This window comes from Ensifer sp. EB106-05-01-XG146 (assembly GCF_058791875.1).
Genome location: NZ_JBYTDX010000002.1, coordinates 807,066 through 822,435, shown reverse-complemented (window position 1 = coordinate 822,435; position 15,370 = coordinate 807,066). Strand labels below are relative to the sequence as shown.

Below are 15,370 nucleotides of genomic sequence, written 5' to 3'. Positions count from 1 at the left end.
TTCCGTCTTTTCAGGACATAACCCGCCTGGGCGGACGCGAACCAAATTTCGCCGTGACCATGCGTGTGCTGTGTATCCGCGATGTGTTCGGAAGCGGCGTCTGTGTATCGCAATGTTTGAACGGCCGCGGACGGCGGTAAACCGATACGAAATGCCCTGGGGTTTCTGCCACTGCGCCTTAGCGTCAGAAAGCGAAACGGGGCCGACATGACGTCGGCCCCGTTATCGTCTGCAAGCAACTCCCTGAAAATACAGGAGGCTCAGAGATTGTAGAGACTGCGCGCGAACGCGCCGATGCCCTTTGCGTCGAGCAGGCTGAGCGGGGCACGAAACGTTACCCGCGCCACGCCCGGATGGCGGCCGATCTCGATTGCACCTGCGATCGTTGCCCGGTTCATCACTTCGGGAACGCTGAGACCGAGCAGGTCTGCCGCCCGCTCCAGCCCGTTCGTGGTCGCATCGTTGAGGTTCGCGCCCGTGCCGATGAAGGTGACCGGGGCGTCAGCTTCCACCTCTCGGACACCGTGCTTGCGGGCAAGTGCCGCCACCCGCGTGCGTTCCGCCTCGTCGAGCGGACGTGCAAGGAACGGTACATCATCCAGCACCGGCAGAAGGATCGGCCCGTCGATCTTGAGCCCCTTGATGACATGGACCTCCAGCGTCACCGTGCCGGCGACGTCGCAGGTATGGCCGGCAATTTCGCCGTCGCCCTGCAGGGCATGCATGTCCCCCATATAGATGCCACCACCCGGCACCTTGACCGGGCAGATCAGGATCGCGCCTTCCCGCACGGTATTCACGTCCATGTGGCCGTCAGTCTTATGCTGGACGAGTTCGTCCGCGGTCAGGGAGTAAGCATGTGGTGCGTCGGTCAAAAACTGGCCGAAATCGCCGGCATTGTGCGAGTCCGGCATCGCCTTCGACGGCGTCGTGCCCAATTGGCCGAGGAATGGCCGAAGCCTTGTGGCAACACCGATGAGGTCCGCTGGCGCGAAGGTCAGGATCGGATGCTGGATCGAGCCGTCCGGCAGGGCCAGCAGCCGTTCCGCATCCGTGGCAAAGGTCTCGGCAGTCGCTTTGCCGACGGTCAGCCCCACCTGGCGCTCATCGTCGAAGGCGATCGTGTAGCCGTTGGTGAAGATGAAGGGCGTCGCGTCCGCGCCGCACTTCTCGCAGCGGATCGCAGTCTGGCCGATGCCCTCCACGCGCGTGCGCGGCCATTCCGTGCCGCAGCCCGGGCAAACGGCCGCGCAGAAGGGATCACCGTTGAAGCGACCAGCCACCACCTCGTCGTTGCCCGAGGCCGTCGCCGCGGACGTGACGATCAGCGATCGGATCCGAATGGCAACGGCGTCGCCGATTTCAGCGCCCGCGACCGCCACAGGGCGCGTCACCTCATGTCCGCCGCGGATCTCCGGCGTGATCATCGGCCCCCAACATCCCGGCGCCGTGTTCGCGATGATGACACCGCCATCGGCGACAGGCCCCAGCATCGGCTCGGCGGGGTCGAGTATCCCGTTGGTCAACTCGTTGACAAATACTGTCCGAGCCCCGGTCGTCTGGCGCTCTCTCGTTTTCTCCAGCATGTCACTTTCCTCCAGGTTGATTGGCATCAAAGGTTCGGGCCGCCCGTCTCGGCGGTACTATCGTCAGTCGAAGAACGGATCGGCAAACTCCTCGTGCGGCGCCTCTTGCAGCAATCCTGCTCCCTTCTCAGCAACCGTTGCAGATCCGGAAACGGAGACGAGTGCGGCAAGAAGCGAGGGTTCTCTCGGGTCGCTATCCCAGGCGCATGGTGCCGCCGCGAGCGCGGCGATGGCGAAAACTGTCGCGAAGATACGCATGATGGCTCCTTCCGTTATTGATGTCAGCAGCGGCGTTTCGTCGCCGAAGGCTCGAAACGTGCTCGCGGCCAGAGTGTCTCTTGGGCGTATCGCGGATGTGTGCAGTAGGCCGCGAAACTGTATCCTTTGTAAAAGGCGGATCTGGCTCGGTCCTCTGGGACGCCTCACGGCGCCTCATCAGCTAAGAAGCGCTGTCCGCCACAAGCACCGGCTTCTGCCGATAGAGGCCCGGAAACAGACGATGCAGCGCGCCGATCTTCGGTTTCTCGTAGATGACCACATAGGGCTGGCCGGGATTGTTGTAGACGTAATCCTGGTGATACGCCTCGGCCGGGTAAAAGGTCTTCCCATCCTCGATGGTCGTCGCAATCGGGCGGCTGAAAACGCCGCTCGCATCCAGTTGCGCGATATAGTCGGTGGCAACCTTCGCCTGCTTTTCATCGCGCGGAAAAATCGCCGATCGATATTGCGGTCCGCTATCGGGTCCCTGCCCACCAAGCTGCGTCGGATCATGAGCGACGGAGAAGTAGATCTCGAGCAGCTTGCCGTAGCTCACCTGCTTCGGGTCGAACGTGATCTCCACCGCTTCGGCATGCCCTGTGGCGCCGGTCTCCGTCTTTTCGTAGGTCGCCGTCGCGGCGCTGCCGCCCGCGTATCCTGACGTGACACTCGCGACGCCGGCCACGTGCTGGAACACCGCCTGCACGCCCCAGAAGCAACCGCCGGCAAAGACCGCCGTCTGGCGGCCGTCCGTCGGCGCGATATCGTGGAGCGCCATCGGCACAGGCCTGGTCTCCTGTGCCGCCGACGGCGGCCCGTTGAGAACGAAGATCAATCCGCCACCGACCATGGTTGCGGCGACGAGAAGGCGTCGCGTGAAGGCGGACCAGGTGCGCCCGCGCCGTTTTTCATTGTCACTCATGGCAAACTCTCATCCAAAGGTGAAAACGAAGGCTTCTGCGCCGGGTGCGAGAAAGCGGATCTCGAAGGTCCGCTCCCGGGCTGCTCCGGACTGGCGGACGAGTTGATAAAGGCGGGTCGCCGTAACGGTACCTTTGCCGGCCGCATCGATATCCGCGCCATGGTCCGCGCCCGGCGCCACCCCATCGATGGTAATCTGAAACGGGACCGGCCTGCCGCCGGCGCCAGGGCCGAGCACCAGGTGCAGGTCCCGCGCGCGGAACCGGTAGGTGATGCCGCCGCCGGCCTCGTTGAGGCGTGCCTCTTCGGCGCCGACCGTCCAGTTGCCGGTCAGCCCCCATTCATTGAGCCCCGGTTTGCCGACCGTGTATCGCGCGGACGTGTTGGCCGAGACGCCGTCGGGCGAGACGAAGTTTGCGGCACGCGCATAACCGACATAGGTCTCGCCGGATCCGAGGCGTGCCAGGTCCGGCGAGGCCTCGGCACCCCTAGCATTCGGCTTCACCAGATCGTCTTCGGCCTTCTTCTTGCCGGCGGCTTCCGCCAGCAGATCCTGGATCACCCGCTCGGACCCTTCATAGTCGCCCTCGCCGAAATGGGTGTAGCGGATCTGCCCCTCGGCATCGATGAAGTAGTGGGCCGGCCAGTAGCTGTTGGAGAAGGCGCGCCAGATGGCGAAGTTGTTGTCGATCGCCACCGGATAGGTGATCTTGAAATCGCGCACCGCCTTCTCGACGTTGCCGATCTGCTTTTCGAAGGCGAATTCGGGGGCGTGCACGCCAATGACGACCAAACCTTGGTCCCGGTACTTCTCCGCCCAGGCCCGAACGTAAGGGATGGTTCGGATGCAGTTGATGCAGGAATAGGTCCAGAAATCGACGAGAACGACCTTGCCGCGGAGCTCGGCCGGCGTCAGCGGCTTCGAATTCAGCCACTGAACCGCGCCGTCGAGCGACGGAAATTGCCCTTCCACCGGAAGGTCGCTGCGATAGGCCGCCTGTCGCGTATCCTTTGCGGCAAGGGTCATGCGGGTGCTTGCGACGTCCACGGGCGAAGCACCGCTGCGCAGGCGATCGAGGATCGACTGTTCGACGCCCGACGTGCTGGCATAGGAAAGCTGCGCCAAAAGACCGGTGTCGAGCCCCAGCGCGATCGCGCCAACACCGGCGAGCACCGCGACGCCGAGACCCTGGCGGATGCGGTCGCCGAGGCCGAGGAAGCGCTTCATCGCCGCGAATACTCTGGCGCCGGCCAGGACGGCGAGCGCCAGCGAGGTCGCAGCACCGGCCGCATAGGCCACAAGCAGCAGCGTGGTCTGCGCATTCGCGCCGTTCAGCGCCGCCCCGGTCAGCACCAGACCGAGCACCGGTCCGGCGCAGGGCGCCCAGAGCAATCCGGTCGCAACGCCAAGGAGGATCGAGCCGCCGATGCTGCCCTTCTCCCCGGTCGCAGCCTTTCTCGACAATCGGTTGCCGAGTTCCACGAGCGGACCGGTCACAAAGGCGGCAGCCCGCGTCGAGAGCAGCGTCACGCCGAAGACTGCGAGCATCGCGATCGCTGCGTAGCGGCCATAGGCGTTCGCCTGCACCGCCCAGTTGCCGCCTAGGGCTGCAAGCGAGGCGATACCCGCAAAGGTCACGATCTTGGCGAGCAGCATCGGAAGAATGCTGGTGGAAAAGGGTTGGCCGGCGCGGGCAAACACGAATGGCAGCACCGGCAGGATGCATGGGCTGACGATCGTCAGCACGCCGGCAAGATAGGCTACAACAAAGAGGATCATCACCGTCTCTCCGCATGGGATCAATGCCCGAGGCACAGATCGCTTGTCACGTGCGGCAGAGGACCATCGAGACGTATCGCGGATGTTTCCGACAGGAGCGGAATTGTATCTCAGTGCATCAGGGTGGCTCCCGATCGTCGCAAATCGCGCAATCAATATATTCCATGAAATATAACGACATGCCATAGTGCGGCCTGACCGATCCCTCTCGCTATCGTGGCCTTCATGTTGAAATCTCTTGCGATAATCTTCTCAGCCGTGCTCGGCCTTGCCTCAGGCGCCGCCGAGGCGCGTACGATCACCGATGCCGCCGGGCGGACGGTTGAGGTTCCCGATACCATCACCCGCGTGCTTGCTGCCGGCCCGCCGGCCTCGGTGCTCACCTATGTTCTGGCGCCGGACAAGCTCGCCGGCTGGGTGCGCGAGCCGACGGAGGAGCAAAAGGCATATCTGCTACCGTCGGTCCGCGACCTGCCGACCTATGGCCAACTCACGGGCAAGGGCGGCAGCGCCAACGTCGAGGCGGTGCTTGCCGCCAAGCCGGACATCATCCTCGACGTTGGAACCGTCAACGACACCTACCGCTCGCTGGCCGATAAGGTGCAGGCGCAGACCGGCATTCCCTACGTGCTGATCGATGGACGCTTCGCCGATAGCGGCAAGACGCTGCGCGACGTCGGCGCGCTGCTTGGCGTGGCCGAACGCGCCGAAACGCTCGCAACCTATGCCGACCAGCGGATCAAGGATCTGAACGACAGTCTCGCCATGATACCGGCCGATCAAAGGCCGCGCGTCTATTATGGCCGCGGCCCGGAAGGGCTAGAAACGGGGCTTTCTGGCTCGATCAATGTCGAGATCCTGGAAGCCGTCGGCGCCGAAAACGTCGCGGCGGCAGCCGGCAAGGGCAGCCTGACCCAGGTGTCGCTCGAACAGATCCTCTCCTGGAACCCGGACGTCATCATCGCGGCAAGCGGAAAGTTCGCAGCCTCGGCCAAGAAGGACCCGCTCTGGGCCGACGTGAAGGCAATCACGACCGGTCGTGTCTTCACCGCGCCGTCCCTGCCTTACGGCTGGTTCGACTCGCCGCCTGCGATCAACCGAGTGATCGGCGTCGTCTGGCTGCAGAAGCTGTTTTATCCCGACCGCTTCAAGGGGGACCTGAAGGCTGAGACCCGCGATTTCTACAAGCTGTTCTACCAGGTCGACCTGGCGGACGAACAAGTGGCCACGCTCCTGAAGGGGGCGGTGCCGGCTTCGAAATGAACAGGAGGCAGGAAACATCGGGCATGCTGGCCGACGGGCGCAAGGGCAATCTCTGGCTCCTCGTCGGCCCCCTCCTCCTGCTCGCCCTGGTGTCGATGTCGGTCGGCAAATATGCCGGCCCGTCGGAGATCGCCGGGGCGCTGCACGCGGCCCTATCGGGACAGTCGAGCGACCCCGTTCTTTCAACCGTGCTCTGGAACGTGCGGCTGCCTCGGGTGGCGGGTGCGATCCTGATCGGCGCAGCACTTGCCGCAGCCGGCGCCACCTATCAGGGGCTTTTCCGCAATCCCCTCGTCTCGCCGGATATCCTTGGCGTTTCCGGCGGTGCCAGTCTCGGCGCCGTCATCGGCATCTTTCTGTCGCTGCCGGTCCCGGCAATCCAGGCGATCAGCTTCGCCGGCGGGCTGCTCGCCGTCGCCGCCGTCTATGCCGTCGGCATGGCAATCCGCGGACGCGATCCGGCCCTGACGCTCGTTCTGGCAGGGATCTCCATCGGCGCCCTCGTCGGTGCGGGCATATCGCTGATCAAGATCCTCGCCGATCCCTATGACCAGTTGCCGGCGATCACCTATTGGCTGCTCGGCAGCCTCACTGCGATCACGCGTCTCGACGTCGTTTCGATCCTGCCGTCGCTTTTGATCGGGCTGGTGCCGCTGGTGCTTTTTCGCTGGCGCATGAACCTGATGACGCTCGGCGACGAGGAAGCCCAGACCTTGGGCGTCGACACGCGTCTTACCCGCGCATTGCTGATCGCGGCGGCAACGCTGATCACTGCGGCGGCCGTCTCCGTCAGCGGCGTCATCGGCTGGATCGGCCTCGTCATCCCGCACATCGCGCGCATGCTGGTCGGCCCGGACTTCCGCCGCCTGCTGCCGGCCTCGATGATATCTGGTGCTGCCTATCTGCTTGTTGTCGACATGCTGGCGCGCAGCATCGCGCTCATCGAAGTGCCGCTCGGCATCCTGACCGCTGCCGTTGGTGCGCCCTTCTTCCTATGGCTGCTCGCCTCCGGCCGGAGGGCCTGGCAATGACGCTGGACATCAGGAATCTCGCCTTCGGCTATGGCCGACGCACGGTAGGCGAGAATGCCTCCCTGTCGCTTGAGTCCGGCGAGGTTCTGGCCCTGCTTGGCCCCAACGGCGCCGGCAAGACGACGCTGTTCAAGACCGTCCTCGGTCTCCTGCCGGTCAAGGCCGGCGATATTCTCCTGGACGGTCGACCGCTTTCCGCCTGGTCGCGGCGCGAACGCGCCAGGCAGATCGCCTATGTTCCGCAGGCGCATGCGGCACTTTTCCCGTTTACAGTGCTGGAGGTGGTGTTGATGGGGCGAGCCCCTCACCTCGCGCCGTTCTCATCGCCTGGCACTCGCGACCGTCGGATTGCCATGGAAGCCCTCGGCGGCCTCGGCGTGGCCCACCTTGCCATGCGCCCCTATACCGAGATCAGCGGTGGCGAACGCCAGATGGCGCTGATTGCCCGCGCACTGACGCAGGAACCCGCCATCCTCGTCATGGACGAGCCGACCGCCAATCTCGACTATGGCAACCAGATGCGGGTGCTTTCGCATGTCCGAGCGCTGGCGGCACGCGGGCTTTCGGTCGTGCTTTCGACGCACAATCCGGATCACGCCTTCCTGGTCGCGGACCGCGTCGCCCTTCTCCACGCCTCGAAACTCATCGCGCTCGGCTTACCCAAGGACGTGTTGACGCCCGCCGCTCTCAAACAACTCTACGACATCGATGTGGTGATCGGCTCGATCGACGGCAGCGACGCCCGTCTCTGTGCGCCGCGCCTCACCACCCCCTCTATAAGGAAAGGAACTGACCATGGTCCGCCAGAACGAAATCCGTGAGAACGAGGTGGCCGTGGTACCACCCGCGGCAACCGACGCCGGTCTCGTCTTTATCGGCCGCATTTCCACGCCCTGGACCTCGCGCATGGAAACCCCTCGCCAGGGTCGGCATGACGGCCCGGTCTGCCGTATCGAAATCTTCGAACCCTGGGTCCTGGCGCTGAAAGGCGTGGAGGCGTTCGAGCGGCTGGAAATCCTCTACTGGCTCGACCGTTCGCGGCGCGATCTGGTGTTGCAAAGCCCAGCCAGCAACGGCGAAGTGCACGGAACATTTTCACTGCGCTCGCCGGTTCGGCCGAACCCGATCGGCACCTCGATCGTCAAGCTCGAAGCCGTGGAAGGCTCGAGCCTTCTCGTGCGCGGCCTTGATTGCCTCGACGGTACGCCACTCATCGATCTCAAGCCCGACCGGACTCTGTTCAAGCCGATTGCGCCGCCGCAGCGCGGCGACTTCGAGACCGGCGACGGCAACGCGCATTACTGCCAGAAGGCGTGATCCGGTCGCGATTTGGCAGGGCGCGACGGTCGATCCGCGCGCCCTTGCCGCGAGCGTATCAGTCGATGCCGACCATGACATCCGAGGCCTTGATGACCGCGTAGGCTTCGCCGCCGACCTTCAGGCCAAGTTCGTCGACCGACTCGTTGGTGATCGCTGCAGTCACGATCGAGCCGCCGACGTCGATCCGGACATGGGCGGTGGTTGCGCCCTTGATGACTTCGACAATCTTGCCCTTGAGGCGGTTGCGCGCGCTGATTTTCATGCGGTTCTCCTTCGTGTTGACCAGGCTGAATGTCGCGGTCACCGCATTCAGCCGCTAGGCCAGACGGGGTTTAGCCCGGATCGCGGCTGCGAATAGCGGCGTTCGAGGCGAAACAGTATCACCGTCGCGCATGGACGTGCAGTTTCCCCGCAGCATTGTCAGGTCAATCGCGGAGCGTGATCCACACCGGCGCATGATCGCTCGCACCCTCCATGCCACGAACCTCCCGGTCGATGCCGGCACCGGTAAGCTTGCGGGAAAGCTTGCGGCTGAGCAGCATATGATCGAGCCGAAGCCCCGCGTCGCGCTGCCAACGGTTCCGGCGATAGTCCCAGAAGGTGAAAAGCTGGTTCGTCGGGTGGATCTTGCGCAGCGCATCGAGCCAGCCCTGGTCGAGAAGTTCGCCGAATGCGGCGCGGCTTTCGGGCTGGACCAGCGCATTGTCGTCGTAGGAGGTTGTCGGGTAGATGTCGCGCGGCTCCGGAACTATGTTGTAGTCGCCGGCAAGCACGACCGGCAGATCGAGGGCGAAGAGTTCGGCGGCATGTTTGGCCAGACGCTCGTGCCAGGCAAGCTTGTAGACGAACTTGGGGCCTGGCTGTGGGTTGCCGTTGGGCGCGTAGAGACAGGCGACCAGGATGCCGCTGACGGCAGCCTCGATATAGCGCGCCTCGGCATCCGACGGGTCGCCGTCGAGCCCGACACGGGTCAGCACCGGCTCGCTGTCTCGGGCGAGGATCGCCACACCGTTCCACGCGGATTGTCCCTGCCGCACGGTGCCGTAGCCGGCCGCTTCGATCGCCGAGCGCGGGAACTGGCGATCGGGCGCCTTCAACTCTTGCAGACAGACGATGTCCGGCTCCGCCTCGCCCAGCCAGGCGATCAGGTTGTCGAGCCGCCTGTTGATGCCGTTGATGTTGAAGGTGGCGATCTTCATTCCGGCGATCGGATCAGCGTGTCAGCCGGGCAGCCCAGGCTGCCACCGCATCGGCCAAGGTCCTTAAATGATCGGCGGTCGAAAAGCCGGAAATGCTCTTGCGCGGTTTGAGATCATGGTCTCCGTCCTCGAGCCACAGGACTTCGATCGCATCGGAAAGCACGTAGTTCTGCACTTCCTCGCGCGTGCCGAATTCGTCGCGGGCTCCCTGGCAGATCAGCGTCGGCGTCTTGAGGCTGGCCAGGTGCTTGGTGCGCAGTTGCTCGGGCTTGGCTGGCGGATGGAAGGGATAACCGAGGCAGAGCAGCCCGGTGATCCTGCCGGCCGCATGCAGCGGATCGGCGATCATGCTCGCGACGCGTCCCCCCATCGACTTGCCGCCGATGATAAGTGGGCCTTTGACGTCCAGATCCTCGATGGCGGCGAGATATTCCGGATTGAGCGTGTCGGCGCGAGGCGGCGGCTTGCGCCCCTCAACGGTGCGCCTTGCCGCCATATAGCCGAACTCGAAGCGTGCAACGCGAAAGCCTGCCGTCGCAAGCGTCCCTGCGGTCGCGGTCATCGAAGCCGAATCCATCGGCGCGCCGGCGCCATGGGCAAGAAGGATGGTGACCGCGGCATCGTCGGGTCCGTCGAAGAGAAATTTGTCGCCCATATCAGCCTGTTCTCGGGCGGCTCTGCAGGTCGACATATTGCACGCCGCGCTCCGCCGTTCGCGCCCATTCGCTATCGCTATCGAGTTCGAGATAGCGGGTCCACCAACGCTTCGCCTCCGCGAGATCGCCGGCATCGAATTCGAGTTTCGCCAGGTTGAAGACGGCGTCGGCATAGTCGCCGTCAATCTCGATCGCCTTCCCGAGATGCCTGCGCGCGGCGTCGATCCGCCCCCGTTCGTTCATCAGCCCCGCGAGGTTGAACCAGGCCTCGGCGAAGGATGGATCGAGCTTGATGGCGCGGGCGTAATCATGGGCCGCATCTAGCTCCCGTCCGGCTGCCTTCAGGCAATTGGCGCGGTTGAAGGCCGCGACCGAATCCGTCCGGTCCATGGCAAGATAGCGTTGATAGAAGGCCGCAGCCTCCAGGTAGTCGCCATTGGCTTCCGCCTCCTCGGCCAGATCGAAGAGATCTTCCAGGGCGGCATCGTCGGGTGTGTCGAGATCGAAGAGCAATTGCCCATTCAGCTCGCTCAGGCCCTCGGCGCTGCGGGCATAGATCGCATCGGTGCCACCGTGGTGCAGCGAAAGCGCCGTCAACGAGGCGACCGGTCCGGAGCGATGAACGGACCGGGCGATCGCAGTCCAACTCGCGCCGCTGGCAATCAGCTCGGCATATTTCCTGGCGAGAATGAGGTCGCGGAACGAGTAGGGCTCGCTGTCATGCTCGAAAGCGTCGAACAGGGAGAGCAAGTCGAAGATGCGCGGCGAGAGCCTCGCCTGATCGATCAGCGACTGGCGACTAAGCGCGGACGCAGCTGGCACCGACATCAACCCCAAAAGGCGAAGAAAGCCGTTCTCGCTGATAAGCCACCGCCCGGACGAATGTTCGGCATCGAAACGGGCTTCGATCTCCGCCTCGCTCGATTTGGCAAGCAGGCTGCGGCCGAACACCAGATAGGTCGTCTGGCGCGTCACGCCGCGACGCACGTGGCCGTGCTGGCGCTCGACCTCGCGCGCCACAAGCCGGCGCGGGAAGGCCGACAACGCCCCGACGATACCGAATGTCTGGCCTGCAACAGCCATCAGGCTTTCTTCTTCGCGGCCGGCTTTGCCGCCGTCCGCTTGGCTGGCGCTGCCGCCTTGGTGGTTTGCTTGGCTGCCGGCTCGGCCTTGGGCTTGCTCTTTGCAGGCGGCTTCGACTGCGACAGGCTCGCCTTCAGCGCATCCATAAGGTTGATGACATTGCCGCGCTCAGGGGCTGCCGCAATGATCGGCTTATGACCTTTGAGCTTCTCGCGGATCATCTTCATCAGCGCGATCTCATAACGATCCTCATAGTTCTTCGGGTCGAAGACCGTCATCTTCTGCTGGATCAAGGCTTCGGCAAGCTGCAGCATTTCAGGGTCCGGATGACCAACGGGTACATTGCCGAAATATTCAGCGGTTCCGCGCACTTCGCTCGGGTTTCTCAGCGTACAGACGAACATTCCGGTTTCGCGCGCGCCGATGGTCACGACGCGTTCACGGCTCGAAAGCACCAGGCGCGCGATCGCCACCTTGCCGCTCTTTTTCAGCGCTTCGCGCAGGACGACGAAGGTTTCTTCGGCCATCGCGCCGTCGGGCGCGAGATAATAGGGCGCGTCCTGGTAGATCACGTCGACGGAGCCTTCATCGACGAAGGCCTCGATGTTCATCGTGTGATTGGATTCGATCCTGACGCTGTCGAGATCGCTGTCCTCGATGATGATGTACTTCTTGTCCTCGTACTCGTAGCCCTTGACCAGATCCGAGCGCTCGACGAGCCCGAGTTCCGGATCGACCGGCTTCATGTTGATCCGGTTGTGGGTGTCCTTGTGCAGCTGGTTGAAGCTGATGCGCTCGCTCGAACTGGTCGCCGGATAGAGCCTGACGGGGCAACTGACGAGACTGAGTTTGAGATAACCTTTCCAACTTGCCCTGGGCGCCATTGATGTCTCCTACGCGGCCAAACGCATTACGTCCTCGTTTCGGACAGAAGCGGCAGATCCTTGGCAAAGTCGTCGATATCCGCCCAGGGATCGCCGAAAGTATCCAGAAGTCCAGGCAGCGAAGAATAGTTCAAATCCTCCGGAGCGTCGATAGTCTCCAGATCCGCCCACTGAAGCGGGGCCGAAGCCGGCAGATTGGTGCGTGCCCGCAGCGAATAGGGAGCGGCCGCCGTATGGCTGCGCGCATTGCGATGGAAGTCGATGAAGATCCGCTTGACGCGGTTTTCCTTGCCCATGGTCGTGGTAAAGGTCTGGGGTGCAGTCGCCGCCAGCCGCGTCGCTATCGCGCTCGTTGCCTGGTGTGTCTTCTTCCAGTCCAGCTTCGGTTTGACCGGCACCACGACGTGGATGCCGCTGCCGCCAGACGTCTTGACGAAAGGAACGAGGCCGATTGCTTCCAGCTCGCCGCGAATATGGACCGCTGCCTCGACCACGTCGCGCCACGAGATCCCCTCGCCGGGATCAAGATCGAAGACGACGCGATCGGGCTTCTCCAAGCGCGTGCGCCGCGAACCCCAGCTATGAAGCTCGATCACGCCGAACTGAGCGAGCGCCAGATAACCCTTCGTGCCCTCGATCGAGAGGAAGGACTTGCTCTCGCCCTCGGAATTGGTCGCGTTGAAGCTGACGATGGAGGGCGGCATGCCGGTGAAGGGATGGCGCTGGAAGAAGCAATCGGCCCGCTTCCCCGTCGGGCAGCGGAAAAGCGACACCGGTCGTCCGAGGATATGCGGCAGCATGAAATCGCCGACGAGCGCATAGTAGACGGCAATGTCGAGTTTGGTCGGTCCGGATCTTCCGAACACCCGGCGGTCGGCGTTGGTCACCTGGATCGTCGCCAGGTCGGCGTCCGTGATCAGCCGCTTGCGCGGCGCCGTCGCCGGGGCCGAAAGCTCGACATCGCGAAGCCCCTTGAACACCGCATGCCGCAAGACATTGTCGGTCGTGCGGTTGGAGTAGTGGATGCGGGCGGATAGCACCGGCCGCACCCAGAGGATTTCCTTGGGCGCACCGTCCAGCGCGGTCTCACCCCCGCGCAAGGCTTGCAGCCGGGCGAGTAATTGCTTGGCTGTCGCCGCATCGAAGCCGGTGCCGACCTTGCCGCGGTAGTGCAGCTCGCCGCCCACCCACTCCCCGAGCGCCAGTGCCGCCAGCCCCTCGGCCGCCTCGGAGACGGTGTAGCCTGCGATCACGAAGTCTTCGCTTTTGAGCGCTTTGGTCTTGGTCCAGGTCTGGGTGCGTCCGCTGCGGTAGGGTGCGGAGGCACGCTTTGATACGATCCCTTCCAGCCCCAGCTCGGCGACCTGATCGTAGAGCCCGCGCCCGTCACCTTCCACATGGTCGCTGAACTGAATGGCGGAACGGCTCGATATCTGCCCTTCAAGCAGCTGCGCCAGCAGACCCTTGCGCTTTTCCAATGGAACTTCGGCGAGATTCCAGCCGTCGAGATGGAGGATGTCGAAGGCATAGAAGACGAGCTTGCCATCGGTCCCGGATGAAAGAGCCTCCTGCAACAGCGAGAAGCGGCTAATGCCCTTGTCGTCGAGAGCGACGATCTCGCCATCGATCATCGCTTCCCGACAAGGCAACTTGCGGAATGCGTCTGGCAGATCGCCGTAGCGTTTCGTCCAGTCGAGCCCGCTGCGCGTGATTAGCCGTACGGAACCATCCGAGAGATCCGCCATCGTGCGGTAGCCATCGAACTTGATTTCGTGCAGCCAGGTCTGTTCTCCCGGTGAGGCCCCGGGCGGTTTCGGGGTCGGGCTGGCGAGCTGCGGCTCGATCCGCTGCGGCTTCGGACCTTTCACAGCGCCCGGCAACGAGCCGGGCTTGAGGACGGCCGGCTTCGCCGCTTTAGCCGGCTTCTTTGGCGGCTCGACCAATTCTTCGATGCGCCGCCCGCTTTTCACGCTCTCCGGGCGTGCCGTCAGAATGTCGACATCAGCATCGGCGGCTGGATCATGCTCTTTGAACAGCAGCCAGTTGCGCGTGTCGTCGTCTCCCGGTTTCGGCTTCAGCCGCGTCAGCATCCAGCCGCCATTGAGCTTTTCGCCGGCTAGACGGAACTTGAACGCGCCGGTTCTCAGGCTCTTTTCGATATCGTCCATCGGTGCCCAGACGCCGGTATCCCAGACGATCATCGGCCCACCGCCATATTCGCCTTCCGGGATGACGCCCTCGAAGTCGACGTAGTCGAGCGGATGATCCTCAGTCTCGACAGCCAGCCGTTTGTCGGCGGGGTTGAGCGACGGCCCCCTGGGGACCGCCCAGCTTTTCAGCACGTCGCCGACCTGTAATCTGAGATCATAGTGATCGGCAGTGGCATGGTGCTTGTGCACGACGAAACGATTGCCCTCCCCGCCACTTCTTCCGGCAGGCTCCGGCGTCCGGGAAAAGTCCCGCTTCGCACGATAGGTCGTGAGTTTCGACGTCGCCATGCAGCAAAGCTAGAACGTGTTCGCAAAGGTCGCAATATCCGCCACGGCCAGGACACGCGGCACAGAAATTTCGGAAAACAATTGCTTTCTCAACTCGGCTCACCTAAAAATTCGAAGAATTTGGAAAGCCGCCATGATCGAAAAGCAGAAGACGCCACGCTCCCGCGGCCGTCCCCAGGTCCGACCGGACGACGAGACGCGCCAGGTGATCGTCCTCGCCGCCGAACGGCAATTCTGCGACCTCGGCTACGAGGCGGCGAACATCAACGTCATAGCTCAGAATGCCGGCGTTTCCACCAAGACGCTCTATCGGCTGTTTCCCACCAAGGCCGATCTCTTCGAGCGCGTCATCTCCCTCAGGATCGCCGAGTTCGTACTGGAAGCCGATGAAGAGAACCTGGAAGATCTGGGCGTAAGGGGTGGCCTGGTGCACCTGCTTGCCGCCTACGGACATCTCGTGCTCTCGCACGACACGATCGCGATCATCCGCCTGGTGCTCGCCGAGGCAGAACGCTTTCCGGAAGTTGCTGCCACCTTCTGGGAACAGGCGATCCAGCGGACAAGTGCCACCTTGGAGCGATGGCTGAGGACGCAGGTGGCCCACGGCCGGCTCGCGGTGGCAGACCCGCGTCTGACCGCAGGCATGCTGCGCGGCATGATGGCGATGGAGCCGCAACGCGCCGTCATGATGGGTTGCCTTGGCACCATCGACGAGGCGACGATCACGGCGCGAGCAGAAAGCTGCGCCGACATTTTCCTGACAGGCGCCTTGCCGAGATAGAGCCGTCGCTCTCCACGGCAAACTTTGGCGATGTCATCCAGCTGTCATCAAGCTGTAACGTGAGACCGTATAACTCTCCGCGCGGAAGCCCTTCCGCCGGACGCATGAGG

At 63.5% G+C, this 15,370-nt stretch carries 15 protein-coding genes; 5 read left to right on the top strand and 10 right to left on the bottom strand.

Annotated features, from left to right (window positions below; all coding sequences use genetic code 11):
• Positions 1-260: 260 nt before the first annotated feature.
• From AC3WVQ_RS23820 to AC3WVQ_RS23805, 4 genes are all read right to left on the bottom strand, one after another.
• On the bottom strand, positions 261-1,586 hold the full coding sequence (locus tag AC3WVQ_RS23820; RefSeq protein WP_246810390.1) for an acetamidase/formamidase family protein: 1,326 nt from the start codon (positions 1,584-1,586) through the stop codon (positions 261-263).
• A 63-nt stretch (positions 1,587-1,649) separates the two neighbouring features.
• The gene (locus AC3WVQ_RS23815) at positions 1,650-1,844 is read right to left on the bottom strand and encodes a hypothetical protein (protein WP_113136220.1); all 195 of its coding nucleotides are present in this window, start codon (positions 1,842-1,844) and stop codon (positions 1,650-1,652) included.
• A 181-nt stretch (positions 1,845-2,025) separates the two neighbouring features.
• Positions 2,026-2,766, bottom strand: coding sequence for a peptide-methionine (S)-S-oxide reductase MsrA (gene msrA, locus AC3WVQ_RS23810; RefSeq protein ID WP_440657583.1), 741 nt, complete (start codon positions 2,764-2,766; stop codon positions 2,026-2,028).
• Positions 2,767-2,775: 9 nt separating this feature from the next.
• Positions 2,776-4,545 carry a cytochrome c biogenesis protein DipZ gene (locus tag AC3WVQ_RS23805; RefSeq protein WP_268087703.1) on the bottom strand — a complete coding sequence of 590 codons (1,770 nt, stop codon included), beginning with the start codon at positions 4,543-4,545 and terminating at the stop codon, positions 2,776-2,778.
• Between the two features lie 225 nt (positions 4,546-4,770).
• Between AC3WVQ_RS23805 and AC3WVQ_RS23800 the strand changes: the two genes are divergently transcribed.
• Genes AC3WVQ_RS23800 through tsaA form a run of 4 tightly spaced genes read left to right on the top strand, consistent with a single transcriptional unit; the run spans position 4,771 to position 8,156 of the window.
• Positions 4,771-5,808: an iron ABC transporter substrate-binding protein gene (locus AC3WVQ_RS23800; RefSeq protein WP_060601338.1), complete on the top strand. Its 1,038-nt coding sequence runs from the start codon at positions 4,771-4,773 to the stop codon at positions 5,806-5,808.
• 23 nt (positions 5,809-5,831) lie between these two features.
• Entirely contained in the window at positions 5,832-6,839 is a 1,008-nt protein-coding gene (locus tag AC3WVQ_RS23795; protein ID WP_060601341.1) for a FecCD family ABC transporter permease, read from the top strand.
• Positions 6,836-7,660: an ABC transporter ATP-binding protein gene (locus tag AC3WVQ_RS23790; RefSeq protein WP_492383048.1), complete on the top strand. Its 825-nt coding sequence runs from the start codon at positions 6,836-6,838 to the stop codon at positions 7,658-7,660. The genes AC3WVQ_RS23795 and AC3WVQ_RS23790 overlap by 4 nt, the downstream gene beginning before the upstream one ends.
• On the top strand, positions 7,635-8,156 hold the full coding sequence (gene tsaA, locus AC3WVQ_RS23785) for a tRNA (N6-threonylcarbamoyladenosine(37)-N6)-methyltransferase TrmO (protein ID WP_060586264.1): 522 nt from the start codon (positions 7,635-7,637) through the stop codon (positions 8,154-8,156). The genes AC3WVQ_RS23790 and tsaA overlap by 26 nt, the downstream gene beginning before the upstream one ends.
• 58 nt (positions 8,157-8,214) lie before the next feature.
• Here tsaA and AC3WVQ_RS23780 read toward each other — a convergent pair whose 3' ends face one another.
• The 6 genes from AC3WVQ_RS23780 to ligD all read right to left on the bottom strand — a co-directional run bounded on the left by AC3WVQ_RS23780 (position 8,215) and on the right by ligD (position 14,479).
• On the bottom strand, positions 8,215-8,421 hold the full coding sequence (locus AC3WVQ_RS23780; RefSeq protein WP_034799649.1) for a TOBE domain-containing protein: 207 nt from the start codon (positions 8,419-8,421) through the stop codon (positions 8,215-8,217).
• A 163-nt stretch (positions 8,422-8,584) separates the two neighbouring features.
• Positions 8,585-9,358: an exodeoxyribonuclease III gene (gene xth, locus AC3WVQ_RS23775; RefSeq protein WP_492383047.1), complete on the bottom strand. Its 774-nt coding sequence runs from the start codon at positions 9,356-9,358 to the stop codon at positions 8,585-8,587.
• A gap of 13 nt (positions 9,359-9,371) precedes the next feature.
• On the bottom strand, positions 9,372-10,013 hold the full coding sequence (locus AC3WVQ_RS23770; RefSeq protein ID WP_492383046.1) for an alpha/beta hydrolase family protein: 642 nt from the start codon (positions 10,011-10,013) through the stop codon (positions 9,372-9,374).
• A 1-nt stretch (position 10,014) separates the two neighbouring features.
• On the bottom strand, positions 10,015-11,097 hold the full coding sequence (locus AC3WVQ_RS23765) for a tetratricopeptide repeat protein (RefSeq protein WP_492383045.1): 1,083 nt from the start codon (positions 11,095-11,097) through the stop codon (positions 10,015-10,017).
• Entirely contained in the window at positions 11,097-11,981 is an 885-nt protein-coding gene (gene ku / locus AC3WVQ_RS23760) for a non-homologous end joining protein Ku (RefSeq protein WP_034799645.1), read from the bottom strand. The genes AC3WVQ_RS23765 and ku overlap by 1 nt, the downstream gene beginning before the upstream one ends.
• Before the next feature lie 26 nt (positions 11,982-12,007).
• Positions 12,008-14,479: a DNA ligase D gene (gene ligD / locus AC3WVQ_RS23755; RefSeq protein WP_492383044.1), complete on the bottom strand. Its 2,472-nt coding sequence runs from the start codon at positions 14,477-14,479 to the stop codon at positions 12,008-12,010.
• A gap of 133 nt (positions 14,480-14,612) precedes the next feature.
• On the opposite strand from ligD, the gene AC3WVQ_RS23750 reads away from it, so the two are divergent.
• Positions 14,613-15,260: a TetR/AcrR family transcriptional regulator gene (locus AC3WVQ_RS23750; protein ID WP_492383043.1), complete on the top strand. Its 648-nt coding sequence runs from the start codon at positions 14,613-14,615 to the stop codon at positions 15,258-15,260.
• The last annotated feature ends 110 nt before the right edge of the window (positions 15,261-15,370 follow it).